This window comes from Bradyrhizobium sp. A5, assembly GCF_042076515.1.
Lineage (GTDB): Bacteria > Pseudomonadota > Alphaproteobacteria > Rhizobiales > Xanthobacteraceae > Bradyrhizobium > Bradyrhizobium cosmicum.
Genome location: NZ_CP148990.1, coordinates 467,369 through 483,005, shown reverse-complemented (window position 1 = coordinate 483,005; position 15,637 = coordinate 467,369). Strand labels below are relative to the sequence as shown.

Sequence of the window (15,637 nt, the reverse complement as noted above, 5' to 3'; positions counted from 1 at the left end):
TTGCAGCGTAGCCGGAGCATGACACTGCCGGCCGCGCGACATCTCGCCCCGGCGACCTTGCGACTCACCAGCCCCCTCGCCTAGGTTGCGCGCGCGCATTGCCGATCAAATTCATCGCAGGGGGAAAATGATGAATCGCCGTCACGCATTGAAAGCCCTCGCGGGCCTCGCCCTTTGCCCAGTTTGCAAGCCGGCCTTTGCCGCCGAAGGCGCGCATTGGAGCTATGAGGGCGCCGGCGCCCCGGCCAAATGGGGCGATCTCGATGCGGCCAACAAGGCCTGCGCGGTCGGCCTGCAGCAATCGCCGATCGACATCGAAGCGGCGGTCAAATCGCAATTGCCCGCGCTGAAGCTGAGCTGGGGCAAGAGCGCCGACACCATCGTCAACAACGGGCATACCATCCAGCTCAACTTCGCCGAAGGCAGCACGCTCACGCTCGGCGACGTCAAGTACAAGCTGCTGCAGGTGCACTTCCATCGGCCGAGCGAGCACATGATCGGCGGCAGGAATTTTCCGATGGAGGCGCATTTCGTCCATCGCAACGATGCCGGCGGTCTCGCGGTGGTCGGCGTACTGATGGCCGAGGGCAGGCCGAACGCGGCCTTCAGCAAGATCGTCAAGACCATGCCGGCGGCCGAAGGGCCCGCGGTGAAAGCCGACGCGGGCATCGATCTCCACGGCATGCTGCCCACGAGGCTCAGCTACTTCCGCTATCCCGGCTCGCTGACCACGCCGCCCTGCTCCGAAGTGGTCGAATGGCTGCTGCTGACCACCCCGGTCCAGGTGTCGGCGGCCGACGTCGCGGCGTTCGCAAAACTCTATCCGATGAACGCGCGCCCGGTGCAGAAGGACAACCGGCGCTACGTGCTGCGCTCGATCTGAGCGGCCGCAGCAGATCCTACGCGCTCCGCGCCAGCGCGCCGTCGATCATGTTCACCGCGTTCTGGACGCCGTACACCGCCACGAAGGAGCCGAAACGCGGCCCCTTCTCCTGGCCGAGCAGCACCTGGTAGAGCATGTTGAACCAGTCGAGCGTCACGCCCGGCCGGCCGTCCTTGCCCTTCTTGACTTGATCGAGGAACGGCTCACGGCGACCGATCTCGTAGACCACGTTCTGGATGTCCTCTGGCGTTGCGTCTTGCGGCAGCTGCGACAGCGCATCGCGCAGATCCTGCAACGCGGCGCGCTCGACCTCGGTCGGTTCGCGGAATTGCTTCGTCGGCGCGACGAAGTCGCGGTAATAGTTGATGGCGTAGCCGACCATCGCATCGAGCTTTGGATGCGTCTGCGGGCTCACGCCGGGGCGGTAGCGACCGATGAAGCCCCACAGCGTCTCGGCATTCTCCGCGTTCGACGACGACACCAGCGTGAGCAGGAGCTGGAAGGTGACGGGCATGTCGCCCTTCGGCGGATGGCCGCTGTGGACGTGCCAGACCGGATTGCCGAGCTGCTGCTTGCCGTCCTGCTTGGCGAAGCCGTCGATGAACTGCTGGTAGTCGTCGACGTTGCGCGGGATGACGTCGAAATACAGCCGCTTGGCCGCCTTCGGCTCGCGATACATGAACAGCGACAGCGATTCCGGCGAGGCGTAGCGCAGCCATTCGTCGATGGTGAGGCCATTGCCCTTCGACTTCGAGATCTTCTGGCCCTTCTCGTCGAGGAAGAGCTCGTAGTTGAAGCCTTCGGGCGGCGTGCCGCCGAGCGCCCTGGCGATCGCACCGGACAGCTTCACGGAGTCGATCAGATCCTTGCCGGCCATCTCGTAGTCGACGCCGAGCGCGACCCAGCGCATCGCCCAGTCGGCCTTCCACTGGCACTTGACGTTGCCGCCGGTCACCGGGGTCTCGACCTCCTGGTTGGTGTCAGGATCGACATAGGTCACCGTGCCGGCTGCGACGTCGCGACGGATCATCGGCACCTGCAGCACGACACCCGTGGTCTTGCTGATGGGCAGGAACGGCGAATAGGTCGCACGGCGATCCGGACCGAGCGTCGGCAGGATGATCGCCATCACCTTGTCGTAGGCAGCTAACATCTTCAGCAGCGTCGCGTCGAAGCGGCCGGACGTATAATAGTCGGTCGAGCTCGCGAACTCGTAGTCGAAGCCGAAATGATCGAGGAAGGCGCGCAGGCGCGCATTGTTGTGCGCGCCGAACGACGGATACTCGTTGGAGAACGGGTCCGGCACCCGCGTCAGCGGCTTGCCAAGATGCGCGGCCAGCATCTCCTTGTTGGGAACGTTGTCGGGCACTTTCCGAAACCCGTCCATGTCGTCGGAGAAGGCAAGCAGGCGCGTCTTGATCTTGTCTTCGGTCAGCACGCGGAAGGCGTGGCGCACCATCGAGGTGCGCGCGACCTCGCCGAACGTGCCGATATGCGGCAGGCCGGACGGACCGTAGCCGGTCTCGAACAGCACCTCGTCCTTGGGGCTTTTCTTCAGCCGCGCGACAATGGCCTTCGCCTGCTCGAACGGCCAGGCGTTGGATTGTTCGGCGAGCGCACGAAGGTCGCTCGGGCTAGCGGCAAGATCGAGTACGGACATCAGGGCCTCCGGGCCGCGGAAAATAGCGATTTCCGGGCAGAATGCAAAAATGGTTCTGATCGTCATTCCGGGGTGATGCGTGAGCGTCGAACCCGGAATCTCGAGATTCCGGGTTTGCGCTTCGCGCGCCCCGGAATGACGATCGATGGTTAGAACGGGCTCACCGAGAAATACCGCAGCCACAGATCGGTGTAGCGGCCTTTTTCCCAGACGCGGAACAGGGCCCAGTTCAGGGCCTGGCGCAGCACGTCGTTGCCCTTGCGGACGGCGATGCCGATGCCTTCGCCGAAGAAGCGGCTCTCGACGAACGGGCCGCCGGAGAAGGCGCAGCAATCGCCGGAATCCGTGCCGTTGATCCAGAACGCCAGCGAGATGGCGTCGCCGAAGATGAAATCGACCTCGCCCTTGCGCAAAGCGCTCCGGAGCGCGTCGTCATTGGGATAGCCGTGCAACTCGGCGTCGGTGAACATCGCCTTCAGATAGGCCTCATGTGCGGAGCCGGCGATCGCCCCGACTTTCTTGCCTTCGAGATATTCGGGCCGGATCTCCGGCATCACGGCGTCCTTGCGCGAGGCGAAGCGCGCCGGCACGCGGTAATAGGGATCGGTGAAGTCGACGCGGGCGCGGAGCTGCGGGCTCACCGCCATCGAGGCGATGATGGCATCGCCCCGGTTGGAGCTGAGCGCATCGACCAGCGTCTCGAAGCGGCGCATCTGCACCGTGCAGGTGACCTTGATCTCCTCGCACAACGCGCGGGCCAGATCGACGGAATCCGGCCGGATTGCCGTCGGCGCCCGTGTAGTTGAACGGCGGATAGTCGGTCTCGGTCAGGAAGCGGATCACGGTCAGCCGCGACAGGTCCGGCCGCTCCGGCCGCCGACGTGGGTCCCAGAAGCCGGGCACCGCCTGCGGCGCGGCCTGGGGAGCCGCCGGAGGCTGCCTGGCCGGGGCCTGGGCCTCGGCGGCGGGCAGTCCCGAAAGCAGGCAAGCGCCGGCGGCCAGGCTGAGCATGACGCGGCGCACGGTTTTGGTCGATTTTGCCTGTCGCGACGGGGCCATCGGCGGGAAATGAACGAATTTCGTTGGGATCGGAGGGCGTTATAGACCATCCGCCCGGGAACGCGAGCGCCGATTGCGGCTAAGGGTGGGGCCTAGAGATACCGCTTCAGGTCTGCCGCCGCCTCTTCCGGCGTCCGCTTCAGGTTGAACGGCGAGACGAACCGGCCGTCGCGGTCCATCAAATAGATCAGCGCGGTGTGGTCCATGGTGTAGTCGCCGTCCTTGGTCGGGACCTTCTTGGCGTAGACCCGGTAGGACTTGATGACGTTGGCGATCGCATCGGGATCGCCGCTAAGGCCTTCGAGATGCGGGTCGAAGCTCGACAGATAGTCCTTCATCGCGGCCTGTGTATCGCGCTCGGGGTCAACCGAGATGAAGACGGCATTGACCTTGTCGGCGTCCTTGCCCATCGCGCGCAGCACCTCCGAGATCTCGAACAGCGAGGTCGGGCAGACGTCGGGGCAATGGGTGTAGCCGAAGAAGATCAGGGTCGGCTTGCCCTTCAGGTTCTTGTCGGTGACGGTCTTGCCGTGCTGGTCGGTGAGCTGGAACGGTCCCCCGATCGCGGCCGGCTGCGCCACTTTGCTGACCCCGCCCATGGTCCAGAACACGAGCAGCAGCCCGACGATGAGGCTTGCGGCGAAGGCGGTCGCGATCACCAGCGGACGGGCGGCTGAACTCATGAGCGGAAAACTTCCTGTCGCGGGTCAGAAGCAGGCGGCAAAGCCGGTCCTGATCATTTCGAAGAACACCTGGCTGCCATAGTGGAACCACAGCGCCAGTGCGCCGAGCACGACCAGCCCACCGACTCCAGCGCCAGCCGACAGCAGCACGAGCGGCAGCCGGCCGGCAGTGGGCGAATTGTCCTGTACCGGATGGGTGGGGTGCAGTGGTTGAGCCATGACAATTATCGGGGCGAAGGCCGCGGTTCCTGCCCTTCAAATAGGCTTCAGCCCGCCCGCGGGCAAGCGCCACGGGCGGACCAGGGATCACGTCATGCTGACAGTCTCAGCGAAGCAACTGGCCCCGAGCGGACTCCAGCTCTTCCACTTTCGGAGCAGGCCGGGGCGAGGCGGGCTTGTTGGCCGAGGCCTGCGCGTCCAGGTAGCAGGGCTTGTACATGGCCTGAAGCTGCTTGCCCTTCAGGAACAGCATGTGCGGGGTGAGGCCGCCGCGCTGGTTGATCCACCGTTTCACCTGCGACGGGTACATCGCATAGAGCATCTGCGTCGCCTCGGTGTTGGTGACGGCGCGGCCGTTGGTGCCGAAGTCCCAGGCGGCGTGGAAGCCCAGCGTCGCGTGCGAGGTCACACAGATGCGGTCGTGCGGGATGGCGCCGAGGACGATGGTGCAGGCCGAGGCGCAGAGTCCGTCGATGATGACGGTGTCACCGGACTGGCGCAGGTCCTGGTACTTGTCGACGTAGGTTCCGATCCGGCCGCCGCGGTCATCCGCGATCCGAACCACCGCCTGAGAAGTCCCCATGCCCACGATCAGGAGAACCGCCGCGAGCAACCCCGTCAGAACCTTCATTGTCCCCCGCCCCAGTCGAATTCGAATCTGCGTGTCAGGTGGTGATGCCCTGCTAGGGTCTGTCGTAACCGCGGTTTTGTCTAGGCGCGCCGGCTCGCTCAAAACAAATTCAAATCCAGTGTTGCGTCCGCGCTGCACTCCGTCCGTTCCGGTCCCAAACTGGAACAAGTTAACGGTGTGTTACGCACCGCACTCTTGATCTCAATTGCAACCGCTGGCTTCAATCCCGGGCAACTGCGGGGGGAACCATGAAGGGGGAAACGCGCATGGCTGAAGAGACTGATGTCATCGTCGTCGGTGCAGGCCTGTCGGGACTGGTGGCCGCGACTGAGATCACTGATGCCGGCAAGCGCGCGGTCGTGGTCGACCAGGAAGGCGAACAGTCGCTGGGCGGCCAGGCCTTCTGGTCGTTCGGCGGATTGTTCCTGGTCAATTCGCCGGAGCAGCGCCGGCTCGGCATCAAGGACTCCTACGATCTCGCGATGCAGGACTGGCTCGGCACCGCCGGCTTCGACCGCGACGAGGATTTCTGGCCGCGCCAATGGGCCGAGGCCTATGTGGCGTTCGCCGCCGGCGAGAAGCGCGACTGGCTGCGCGCGATGGGCCATCGCATCTTCCCCGTGGTCGGCTGGGCCGAGCGCGGCGGCTATGACGCGATGGGCCACGGCAACTCGGTGCCGCGTTTTCACGTCACCTGGGGAACCGGGCCCGGCATCGTCGAGCCGTTCGAGCGCCGCGCGCGCGAGGCTATGAAGAGCGGCCGCCTGACCTTCAAGTTCCGCCATCGCGTCGATGCCCTCTCCATCACCAATGGCACGGTGGATGGCGTCAGCGGCGCCGTCCTCGCGCCTGACCCGATCGAGCGCGGCAAGAGCTCGTCGCGCAATGTCGTCGGCGAATTTGCGTTGAAGGCGCAGGCGGTGGTCGTGGCGTCCGGCGGCATCGGCGGCAATCACGAGCTGGTGCGGCAAAACTGGCCGAAGCGGCTCGGCGAGCCGCCAAAGCTCATGATCTCCGGCGTGCCCGAGCATGTCGACGGCCGCATGATCGGCATCACCGAAAAATCAGGCGCCCGGCTGATCAACCGCGACCGCATGTGGCATTATGTCGAAGGCATCCAGAACTGGAATCCGATCTGGCCGCGCCACGGCATCCGCATCCTGCCAGGTCCATCCTCGATGTGGTTCGACGCCACGGGCACGCGATTGCCGGCGCCGCTGTTCCCCGGCTCCGACACGCTCGGCCAGCTCCAGTACATCATGTCGACCGGCTACGATTATTCCTGGTTCATCCTGACCCAGAGCATCATCAAGAAGGAATTTGCACTGTCGGGATCGGAGCAAAATCCCGACCTGACCGGCAAGAGCTGGCGCATGACCTTGCGCCGCGCCACCAACAAGGGCGCACCGGCGCCGGTGGAGGCCTTCAAGAGCCATGGTGTCGACTTCATCGTGCGGGACAACATCGACGATCTCGTCGCCGCCATGAACAAGCTCGCCGGGAGCGACCTCCTCAAGCTCGAGCACATCAGAATGCAGATCGAGGCGCGCGACCGCGAGATCGCCAACCCCTACGTCAAGGATGCGCAGGTGATGAACATCCACAATGCGCGGCGCTATATCGGCGACAAGCTGATCCGCACCGCCGCGCCGCACCGCATCCTCGATCCCGCGCAGGGACCGCTGATCGCGGTCAAGCTCAACATCCTCACCCGCAAGACGCTGGGCGGCTTCGAGACCGATCTCGACTCGCGCGTGTTCGGCAGCGAGGGCAGCGTCATTCCCGGCCTCTATGCGGTTGGCGAAGCCGCGGGCTTCGGCGGCGGCGGCGTGCACGGCTATCGCTCGCTGGAAGGCACCTTCCTCGGCGGCTGCCTGTTCTCCGGCCGCAATGCGGGCCGCGCGGCGGCGAAAGCGGTGGGGTGAGGCGTGCGGCAATGTGGCCCCCTCCAGCCGATTTCAGTAAGCGACGCATGCATGCCCGGGCACGCATGCGTGCCCGGGGTGGCAGAGCGCGGAGCACTGGGCTAGACAGGGCCGCCATTCCACCAGGAGATCCCAAATGAGCATTCAGCGTTTCGAAACCGGCCCGCGCATGAGCCAGGCCGTCGTGCACGGCAACACCGTCTATCTCGCCGGCGTCGTCGCCAACAAGGCGGCCGGCGAAAGCGTGACGAAGCAGACCCAGGACATCCTGGCGACCATCGACAGCCATCTCGCCAAGGCCGGCACCGACAAGTCGAAGCTGCTCTCTGCCACGATCTACATCACCGACATGAAGACCTTCGGCGAGATGAACGCGGTGTGGGACGCCTGGGTCTCGCCCGGCAACACCCCGGCCCGTGCCACCGTCGAAGCCAAGCTGGCCGCGGCGCAGTACACCGTCGAGATCATGGTCACCGCGGCGAAGTAATTTTGCGCAAAGCTATTCACGCGCATCTGAAGCGCGATGAAATATCATTGCGCTTCAGATTTTCTTGTTGTCGCATGATCTTGTCGGGAAACGCTGCACACTTTCCCGGATCATGCGCATGACCTCCGAGGTAATCGATCAGCGCGCGTGAACCTTCGATAGTGACGGTCAGCCGAACATCACGGCGCCATCGAAGGAGCACCCCATGACCGACCACATCACCATCGCCCACCGCTACATCGACCTCTGGAACGAGCGTGCAGCCGGCCGCCGCCGCGAGCTGCTGAGTGAAACCTGGACCGCTGATGCGAGCTATGTCGATCCCCTGATGAAGGGCGACGGCCCGGACGGCATCGACGCGCTGATCGCGGGCGTCCAGCAGCGCTTTCCCGACTTCAGGTTCAAGCTGATCGGCGAGCCCAACGGCTACGGCGACCATGTGCGCTTCAGTTGGGGTCTCGGTCCCGATGGTGTCGACAGCCCGATCAAGGGGACGGATTTTGCCGTGCTGAAGGACGGACGTATCAGGAGCGTGACGGGATTCCTGGACCAGGTGCCCGCCGGCGCGTGAGGTCCTTACCCTCCCCTGGAGGGCCCTCCAGGGGAGGGTAAGACCAGTCCGTCGCCTCGCGTTAACTTGCCATCGCCAGCCGATACGCAGCCTGCGCATTCGCACCAAACGCCTTCTCGCGCACCTGCGCACCCAGTTTCGCCAGACACGCCTCCAGCGCATCCTTGATCTCGCAATAGCTTCCCGCCAAAAGGCAAACCGGCCAGTCCGAGCCGAAGATCAGGCGATCCTCGCCGAAACATTGCGCGGCATGCGCGACGAACGGAAACAGCCGCTCCGCATCCCAATCATTCCATTTCGCTTCCGTCGCGAGCCCCGAGATTTTGCACCAGACGTTGCCGCAGGCAGCTAACGCCGCGATGCGGTCGGACCATTCGACGCTTCCGCCATCGGCGATCGGTGGTTTGGCGACGTGGTCGAGCACGAAACGCGCTTGCGGAAAGGCTTGCGCCGTTGCGATCGCGGCGGGCAGCTCCCGAGAGCGCACGAGGAAATCGTAGGTGAGATCGCGGGCGAGTACCGCCGTGAGGCCGCGCTGCACATCCGGACGCAACAGCCAATCGGGATCGGCCTCGTCGTGGACCTGATGACGGATGCCGACGAGCTTGTCGCCGCCGGGCGAGGCCCGCAATCGATCGAGCGTATCTCCGAGCGCGCCATCGGTCAGATCGACCCAGCCGACAACCCCGATGACGGAGGGCGTCGCATGCGCGATGCGCAAAAATTCCTCGGTCTCCTCCAGCGAGGAACGGCACTGCACCACGATGCTGGCGTCGATGCCGTTCGCTTTGAGGAGCGGCGTGAGATCGACGGGACCGAAGCTGCGGCGGATCGGCGCCAGCTCGGGCGCATCCATCCAGGGATAGTCGGCGCGCGCGGGGTCCCAGAAATGCTGGTGGCCGTCGATGATCATGGCTTATGCCCCGCCCGGCAGCGGCGCGCGTGCGTCGACGAGGTTTCGCGCACGCAGTTCCTGCCAGAAGGCTTGCGGCACCGTCGTCTGCGACATCGCGATGTTGTCGGCGATTTCGGCGACGTTGCGCGCGCCCATAACGGCGACCGTGACTGCCGGATGGGCCATGCCAAACTGGAGCGCGGCGGCCTTCAGCTCGTTGCCGTGCCTGCGGCAGAGCTCATCCAGTTCGAGCGCCCGCGCGATCAGCGTCGCATCGGCGTCCTGATAGTTGAACTTCGCACCCGTGTGCGGATTGGCCAGGATGCCGCTGTTGTAGATGCCGCCGAGCAGGATGCCGATGTGCTTCGCCGTGCAGACCGGAAACAGCGCATCCAGCGCGCCCTGGTCGAGCAGCGTGTAGCGGCCGGCGAGCAGGAAGCAGTCGACCGGCACAGTCTCGGCAAATCGGACCGGCATCTCCGACTGGTTCATGCCGGCGCCGATCGCCTTGACCGTGCCGTCATCGCGCAGACGCTGCAGCGCGCGGAAGGCGCCGCCAACGGCGTCGTCATAGTAGTCGTCGGGATCGTGCACGAGCAGGACGTCGACGCGGTCGAGCCCGAGACGGCCCAGGCTTTCGTCCACCGAACGCATCACACCGTCATAGCTAAAGTCGAACACGGGCCGCTCGCGCTGCCCGCTCTTGTAATAATCGTCTTCGGCCGCCGCACCATCGGGCGCGCGCAGCAGGCGGCCGACCTTGGTAGAGATGGCATAGGAATCGCGCGGCTGCTGCCGCAGGAAAGTCCCCAGCCGCCGTTCGGCCAGGCCGAAGCCGTAGAGCGGCGCGGTGTCGTAGAAGCGAATGCCCGCCGTCCACGCCCGTTCGATGGTCGCTTCCGCGTCGGCATCGCTGACAGGGGTGAACAATCCGCCGAGCGGTGCGGAGCCGAGGCCGATCGCTGTGACGTCGAGCCCATTCGCGAGCCGCGCGCGTTTCATTCCCATGGTCCTTTCTTCAAGCCATTTCGCGCGAACATAGCACCGTCACGACGACGAGCGCGAGTTCAGCTGCTAAGGTCGAGCGTCAGGAACAGGCTGTTGAGATCCTCGACATAGCCCTGGAACGGCCCGCAGGGGACGAAGCCATGGGCCCGATAGAGCGCATGAGCGGGCTTGAAATATTCCCACGAGCCGGTCTCCAGGCTGAGCCGCGACATGCCGCGCGCGCGAGCCTCAGCGATGATATGACGGAGCATCTGGCCACCGAAGCCGCGCCGCCGCGTGGTCTGCAGCGTGTGCATCGACTTCACCTCGCCATGATCGGCCGAAAGCGTCTTCAGTGCGCCGGTGGCGACCAGCGTCTCGCCGTCCCATCCCGTCCAGAACGCGATGTCGGGCGCGCGCAGGCCGGCCAGATCGAGCGCATGCGCGCTGCCCGGCGCCGTCTGCGCGCGCGCAGCCGTGACGTGATGTTCGAGCAGCGCAATGACGCGCGGATCGAAGGTATCGCCGGTGCGGATCTGCATCGTCACGGCTTCACTTCGGGGTTTCGGTCGGCGTCCCGCACGACCAGCGGAAGATGTGCCGCGCCGAACGCCGGGAGCCAGAAGCCAATATATTGGAAATCTGGCCTCGCAAACCAGCGGGAAGCGAGCGTAGCTCGGATGCAGCGATCGGGATTTTGAGAGCCTTGGAGCGGGCGAAGGGAATCGAACCCTCGTATGCAGCTTGGGAAGCTGCCGTTCTACCATTGAACTACGCCCGCGGATGCGCGGCTCACGCTCGTCCTGATTAGCCGAGACGGCGTCGCGCGCCAAGCGGTTTGGCGCCCCCGGCCGGACAGTTGTTAACGTCCCGGTAAGATTTTGGGTGCGCCGGATTGTGGCGGTGTTATGATCGCATGTCTGGGGAGAAACGTGCACTGAGTGGGGCGTGTGCATGGTGGGGCACGGGTACGCGATATTCGACACGGCCATAGGGCGCTGCGGCATCATCTGGAGCAGCACCGGCATCGTCGCCGTGCAATTGCCGGAGGCGCGGGAAATCGACACCCGCCGGCGGATCTTCGCGGTTCATCCCGAGGCGCGCGAGCAGCCCCCTTCCGCGAATGCCGAGCTTGCGATCGAGGGCATCACAGGCTTGCTGCAAGGCGGCGATCCCGATTTTTCCGATGTCAGCCTGGATGCCGGCCGCGTACCCGGTTTCCACCGGCGCGTCTATGAGGCGGCCTGCGCCATTCCGCGCGGGGAAACGAGGACTTATCACGAGATCGCCAGGACGCTGGGCGCCTCCGGCGCCACGCATTCGGTGGCGCAGGCGATCGGGAAGAATCCCTACATGCTGATCGTGCCCTGCCACAGGGTGCTGGAGACTGGCAATTACACCGACCGGCTCTCGCCCTATGGCGGGGTGATCTCCAAGCGGCGGCTGCTCGCGCTCGAAGGCGCCCATCCGATCGCCAGCAAGACGCTGTTCGAAGTGCTGCTGCCCGTTGCCCCGCCGCCGCCGTCCACCTAGATAGGTGGCATGGACGCAACCACGCTGCTGACAACGCGCTCGATGACCGTCTCCGAGTTTCGCTGCGACGCGGGCCCGGACGACACGCCGTTCGCGGAATGCCGCACCGGCCATTCCATTGCCTATGTCCGCTCGGGCAGCTTTGGCTGCCGGTGCCGCGCCGGCTTCTTCGAACTGGTGGCTGGCTCGATGCTGGTCGGCGCGCCCGGCGAGGAATACACCTGCACGCATGAGCATGTCAGCGGCGACGTCTGCCTGTCGTTCTTCCTCAGCGAGGACCTCGTCGATGCCCTCGGCGGACGCCGGGAGGCCTGGCAGGTCGGCGCAACGCCGCCACTGTCCGAACTGATGGTGCTGGGCGAGCTCGCCCGGACGGCAGCGGATGGCAACTGCGACCTCGGACTCGACGAGATCGGCCAGATCCTGGCCGGCCGCTTTATCGACATCGTTTCGGACAAGGCGCGCAGGCAGGCCACGCCGACCGCGCGCGATCGTCGTCGCGCCGTCGAAGCAGCATTGTGGATCGACGAGAACTCACATGCCGAGGTCGATCTCGAGCAGGCCGCACGGCAGGCGGGTCTCAGTCCGTTCCATTTCCTGCGACTGTTCTCCAGCGTGCTCGGCGTGACGCCGCATCAATATCTGGTGCGCTCGCGGCTGCGGCACGCGGCGCGGCTGCTGACAGACGATGACATCGCGGTCACCGACATCGCCTATGAAGTCGGCTTTGGCGACCTCTCCAACTTCGTCCGCACCTTCCATCGCGCCGCCGGGGTGTCGCCGACGAAATTCCGGCAGGCGTCCCGCGGGCAGCGCAAGATTCTCCAAGAGCCGCTCGCCCTCAACTGACTAGGTTCGTCTCCGGTGCGCGCCAGTTGCGGCGCGCTTTGCAATGGAGACGACCATGTACGACCATATCGGATTGCGCGTTGCCGACCTCGACGCCGCCACGCGCTTCTACACCGCGGTGCTGGCGCCGCTCGGCCATGTCCTGTGCTCCAGCGGCGACGGCTATGCCGGCTTCGGGCCGAAGGGCAAGCCGGCGCTGTGGCTGCATTTGAACAAGGGGCGCAAGGCCGACGGCGCGCATATCGCGTTTCGCGCCGCGGATCATGACGCGGTCAAGGCGTTTCACAGCGAGGGCCTGAAGAGCGGCGGCCGCGACAATGGCGGCGCCGGTCCGCGCAAGGATTACAGCCCGACTTACTATTCGGCGTTCCTGATCGATCCTGATGGCAACAATGTCGAGGCGGTTTGCGTGTGATCCACGACGACGCCGACCAAGTACGTCGTCATTCCGGGTTTGCGCTCCGCGCGCCCCGGAATGACCCTATCCAAATGGACACCTTCCATGGCCTCCATCCACAACGACATCCCCCTCCCCGCCCCAGCCGCCAAAGTCTGGGACGCCGTCCGCGATTTCGGCGCGCTGCCTCAGCGGCTGGCGCCGGGCTTCGTCACGGAATGCACGCTCGATGGCGATGCGCGCATCGTCACCTTCGCCAATGGCTCGGTCGCGCGCGAGGTGCTGGTCGATTGCGACGATGCACGGCAACGGCTGGTCTATGCGATCGACAACGAACGGCTGAAGCACTACAGCGCCTCGGTGCAGGTGATCGCCGAGGGCGACAAGGCGTGCCGCCTGGTCTGGATCATCGACATGCTGCCCAACGAGCTTGCGGCTTACGTCCAGGGACAGACCAGGGAAGCGGTGGCCGCGATCCGCCGGGCGTTCCCGCCTGCGTGACCTTTCTCACAGAGCTTCTCCCTGCTCGGCCGTAACCATGGCCGCGTGCGTCCGGTTGGCTCTGCTTTCCTGGCGGAGCCACGCACGCGAGGAGCAGGCCATGAGAGGTGCGGACAAGGTGATCTGCCAGGCAGCCGCGGTGCTGCTGCTGTTTTCGATCTCGAGCGCGCCGGCAAGGGCGCAGTTCCTCGGCGGCGGAGGCGCCGGCGGCGAGGACATGATGACCCAGATGGCGCCGATGCTGGAAATGATGAAGGCGAAGATGGGCAAGCGCCGCTTCGCCATGCTGATGCAGACCATGGGCCCGATGATGAGCCGCATGATGGAGAATGGCGGCGGGATCGGCGGCATGACGGGCGGCGGCTTCGGCGGCGGCCTGGGCGCCGGCAATTTTGGCGGCGGCTTCGGTGCGCCGAACTACGGCGGCTACACGCCGATGAGCGGAGGCGGTTACATACCGGCCGGGCTCGGCGGCATCGGTGGCGGCGATATCATGGGCATGATGGGCGGCGCCGGCGGCGGCGACATGATGGCGATGATTCCGCAACTGATGCGGCTCGCCAATGTCGGCGGCGGGGGCCATCGCCGCCACAAGCATCGTTAGGGCGCGCCCGGCGCATGGCGAGTTCGAACACGAGGCAACCACCCTTCGCGGGGCACGAAGGATGGTTGCGCCGGGCCGGCGGTTGGGGGGCCGCCGGTATCAGATCCGATCGTTGATCAGGACGCCGGACATCGACGGATCGCTTGCCTTGGTCTCGTTGCTCGATTGCTTCGCGCTGTAGGTCGAATCCGCGAGCGAGTTCTTCAGCGACTGAAGGAATTGTTCAAGCAGGTCCGTCGCCGAGCTGCCGCTCGACGAACTATCCGTGGCGGCGGTCGAGGACGTTCCGCTCGCATCCGTCGTATCGCTTGATCCCGTCGTGCCGGTCGAGGTCTGCTCCGTCAGCAGGCTCTTCAGCGAGTCGAGGAGTTGCTGAAGCAGGTCCACAACCGAATTGCCGCTCGACGAACTGTCCATGCCGCCTGCGGGGGGAGGCCCGCCGGGCGGTGGTCCGCCTGCTCCACCGGGGCCACCTGCCCCGCCCGGTCGCTGGGAGAACGCCGCCTTGAAAATTCCCTGCAACTCGGTGGCCTGCTCGTCGGTCAGCTTGCCCGCCGAAACTTCCCTCTTGATGAGATCATCGATCTTCGACGTGAATGCGTCGGGCGATGATCCATTCCCGCTGGACTGATCGCTCGCACTGCTTGATTGCAAGGCGGTGTCGATGTCGCTGAGTGCGGATGACAGCGCCGACTGATCGGATGCATTGATCGCGCCAGAACTGACTTCCGCCTGCAGTTCATCCTGGAGTCGTTTCAACGGTGATGCGTGTTGGTGGGAGGAGAACGCCGAAATCGAGGTCATGATGGCCTTCCGTGCTTCTGGTGAACTCGCAGCGAAATTGTCCCCAGGAGCTGGCGCGAAGCCTTCGGCAAGGTGCAGAACCGGTTGCTCGATATTGCCACGCAACGGTCGGAAATATTCAGAAACAAAAATCCGGCGAGCGCGCCTAGGTCGTGGACTCATAAGCTCGGAGCCAAAGTCTCGTTGATGCCAGCAGAACGGCGGCGAGGAAGTTTCTAGCGAGTTTGTCGAAGCGCGTAGCGACGCGGCGGAAGTGTTTGAGTTTGCAGAAGAAGCGCTCGATCATATTGCGCTGGCGATAAAGACCCGGATCGACCGAGCGCTGAACTTTACGGTCCCGCTGGGTCGGGATGTGCGCCTCGCTGCCGCGCTGGCGAACCAGTTCGACGATGGCCTGAGCGTCGTAGCCGCGATCGGCAATGAGCGCGCGGGCCGGCGGCAGTCCCTCAAGCAGGGCTGCCACGGCGGCCTTGTCAGATGCCTGTCCGGCGGAGAGCACGATCCGCAATGGAAGGCCATTCTCATCCACGACGGCGTTGATCTTGGTGCTCAGTCCTCCACGAGAACGGCCAATGGCGTGATCCGGGCCCCCTTTTTACCGCCGGCTGCATGCTGGTGAGCGCGAATGATCGAAGAGTCTATGAGGTGCAGGGATCCGGGTGATTGCGCCGCAAGTGTCTCGAAAATCCGCAGCCAGACGCCAGCCTTCGACCAGCGGTTATAGCGATTATAGGCGGTCGTATAAGGCCCGTAGCGACTGGGCAGATCGCGCCAGGGCGAGCCCGTCCTCAAAACATAAAAGATCGCATTGATGATGCGTCGGTCGTCCACCCGTGCCACGCCCCGCGGTTTGTTGGGCAGCAGCGGTGCGATCAAACGCCACTCGGTCTCCGAAACATCGTACCGGGCCATGATCAAGGTCCTCCTGGGACCTTGAATCACGACAAAC

General features: G+C 64.9%; 18 protein-coding genes, 1 tRNA gene and 1 pseudogene. 9 read left to right on the top strand and 11 right to left on the bottom strand.

From position 1 onward, the window contains the following. Nucleotides 1-130 precede the first annotated feature (130 nt). Nucleotides 131-883 (top strand): carbonic anhydrase, encoded by a 753-nt coding sequence (locus tag WHZ77_RS02195; protein ID WP_375312184.1) that lies wholly within the window; start codon nucleotides 131-133, stop codon nucleotides 881-883. Nucleotides 884-899: 16 nt separating this feature from the next. On the opposite strand, the gene WHZ77_RS02190 is transcribed toward WHZ77_RS02195, so the two are convergent. From WHZ77_RS02190 to WHZ77_RS02170, 5 genes and pseudogenes are all read right to left on the bottom strand, one after another. Next, entirely contained in the window at nucleotides 900-2,543 is a 1,644-nt protein-coding gene (locus WHZ77_RS02190; protein WP_375312183.1) for a lysine--tRNA ligase, read from the bottom strand. Nucleotides 2,544-2,692: 149 nt separating this feature from the next. After that, a pseudogene (locus tag WHZ77_RS02185) lies at nucleotides 2,693-3,602 on the bottom strand (transporter substrate-binding domain-containing protein). A 92-nt stretch (nucleotides 3,603-3,694) separates the two neighbouring features. Then, complete coding sequence (locus WHZ77_RS02180) at nucleotides 3,695-4,285, bottom strand: SCO family protein (RefSeq protein WP_375312182.1); 591 nt, start codon at nucleotides 4,283-4,285, stop codon at nucleotides 3,695-3,697. A gap of 24 nt (nucleotides 4,286-4,309) precedes the next feature. Beyond that, complete coding sequence (locus WHZ77_RS02175; RefSeq protein ID WP_015689122.1) at nucleotides 4,310-4,504, bottom strand: hypothetical protein; 195 nt, start codon at nucleotides 4,502-4,504, stop codon at nucleotides 4,310-4,312. Between the two features lie 106 nt (nucleotides 4,505-4,610). Then, nucleotides 4,611-5,135 (bottom strand): hypothetical protein, encoded by a 525-nt coding sequence (locus WHZ77_RS02170; RefSeq protein WP_375312181.1) that lies wholly within the window; start codon nucleotides 5,133-5,135, stop codon nucleotides 4,611-4,613. A gap of 266 nt (nucleotides 5,136-5,401) precedes the next feature. Between WHZ77_RS02170 and WHZ77_RS02165 the strand changes: the two genes are divergently transcribed. From WHZ77_RS02165 to WHZ77_RS02155, 3 genes are all read left to right on the top strand, one after another. Continuing rightward, complete coding sequence (locus WHZ77_RS02165; protein WP_375312180.1) at nucleotides 5,402-7,060, top strand: FAD-binding dehydrogenase; 1,659 nt, start codon at nucleotides 5,402-5,404, stop codon at nucleotides 7,058-7,060. Between the two features lie 136 nt (nucleotides 7,061-7,196). Next, on the top strand, nucleotides 7,197-7,547 hold the full coding sequence (locus WHZ77_RS02160; RefSeq protein ID WP_015689125.1) for a RidA family protein: 351 nt from the start codon (nucleotides 7,197-7,199) through the stop codon (nucleotides 7,545-7,547). 205 nt (nucleotides 7,548-7,752) lie between these two features. Further along, entirely contained in the window at nucleotides 7,753-8,118 is a 366-nt protein-coding gene (locus tag WHZ77_RS02155) for a nuclear transport factor 2 family protein (protein WP_375312179.1), read from the top strand. Nucleotides 8,119-8,179: 61 nt separating this feature from the next. On the opposite strand, the gene WHZ77_RS02150 is transcribed toward WHZ77_RS02155, so the two are convergent. The 4 genes from WHZ77_RS02150 to WHZ77_RS02135 form a co-directional block, all read right to left on the bottom strand. After that, the gene (locus WHZ77_RS02150) at nucleotides 8,180-9,031 is read right to left on the bottom strand and encodes an amidohydrolase family protein (protein ID WP_375312178.1); all 852 of its coding nucleotides are present in this window, start codon (nucleotides 9,029-9,031) and stop codon (nucleotides 8,180-8,182) included. A gap of 3 nt (nucleotides 9,032-9,034) precedes the next feature. After that, nucleotides 9,035-10,015, bottom strand: a complete 981-nt coding sequence (locus tag WHZ77_RS02145) for an aldo/keto reductase (RefSeq protein ID WP_375314881.1) — start codon at nucleotides 10,013-10,015, stop codon at nucleotides 9,035-9,037. A 65-nt stretch (nucleotides 10,016-10,080) separates the two neighbouring features. Then, nucleotides 10,081-10,542, bottom strand: coding sequence for a GNAT family N-acetyltransferase (locus tag WHZ77_RS02140; protein ID WP_375314880.1), 462 nt, complete (start codon nucleotides 10,540-10,542; stop codon nucleotides 10,081-10,083). Nucleotides 10,543-10,707: 165 nt separating this feature from the next. Then, nucleotides 10,708-10,781 (bottom strand) — tRNA-Gly (locus WHZ77_RS02135). Between the two features lie 173 nt (nucleotides 10,782-10,954). On the opposite strand from WHZ77_RS02135, the gene WHZ77_RS02130 reads away from it, so the two are divergent. From WHZ77_RS02130 to WHZ77_RS02110, 5 genes are all read left to right on the top strand, one after another. Further along, the gene (locus WHZ77_RS02130; RefSeq protein ID WP_375312177.1) at nucleotides 10,955-11,533 is read left to right on the top strand and encodes a methylated-DNA--[protein]-cysteine S-methyltransferase; all 579 of its coding nucleotides are present in this window, start codon (nucleotides 10,955-10,957) and stop codon (nucleotides 11,531-11,533) included. A gap of 9 nt (nucleotides 11,534-11,542) precedes the next feature. Next, nucleotides 11,543-12,382, top strand: a complete 840-nt coding sequence (locus tag WHZ77_RS02125; RefSeq protein ID WP_375312176.1) for a helix-turn-helix transcriptional regulator — start codon at nucleotides 11,543-11,545, stop codon at nucleotides 12,380-12,382. Between the two features lie 55 nt (nucleotides 12,383-12,437). After that, nucleotides 12,438-12,797: a VOC family protein gene (locus tag WHZ77_RS02120; RefSeq protein ID WP_375312175.1), complete on the top strand. Its 360-nt coding sequence runs from the start codon at nucleotides 12,438-12,440 to the stop codon at nucleotides 12,795-12,797. Between the two features lie 87 nt (nucleotides 12,798-12,884). Continuing rightward, nucleotides 12,885-13,280 carry an SRPBCC family protein gene (locus tag WHZ77_RS02115; RefSeq protein WP_375312174.1) on the top strand — a complete coding sequence of 132 codons (396 nt, stop codon included), beginning with the start codon at nucleotides 12,885-12,887 and terminating at the stop codon, nucleotides 13,278-13,280. A 100-nt stretch (nucleotides 13,281-13,380) separates the two neighbouring features. Next, nucleotides 13,381-13,884 carry a hypothetical protein gene (locus WHZ77_RS02110; protein WP_375312173.1) on the top strand — a complete coding sequence of 168 codons (504 nt, stop codon included), beginning with the start codon at nucleotides 13,381-13,383 and terminating at the stop codon, nucleotides 13,882-13,884. Nucleotides 13,885-13,983: 99 nt separating this feature from the next. Here WHZ77_RS02110 and WHZ77_RS02105 read toward each other — a convergent pair whose 3' ends face one another. Together WHZ77_RS02105 and WHZ77_RS02100 are read right to left on the bottom strand one after the other, a co-directional pair. After that, nucleotides 13,984-14,688, bottom strand: a complete 705-nt coding sequence (locus WHZ77_RS02105) for a hypothetical protein (RefSeq protein ID WP_375312172.1) — start codon at nucleotides 14,686-14,688, stop codon at nucleotides 13,984-13,986. Nucleotides 14,689-14,833: 145 nt separating this feature from the next. Next, a protein-coding gene (locus WHZ77_RS02100; RefSeq protein ID WP_339026611.1) for an IS5 family transposase occupies nucleotides 14,834-15,600 on the bottom strand; the annotation gives its coding sequence in 2 pieces (ribosomal slippage) (nucleotides 14,834-15,276 and nucleotides 15,276-15,600; 768 coding nt in all). Nucleotides 15,601-15,637: the final 37 nt, after the last annotated feature.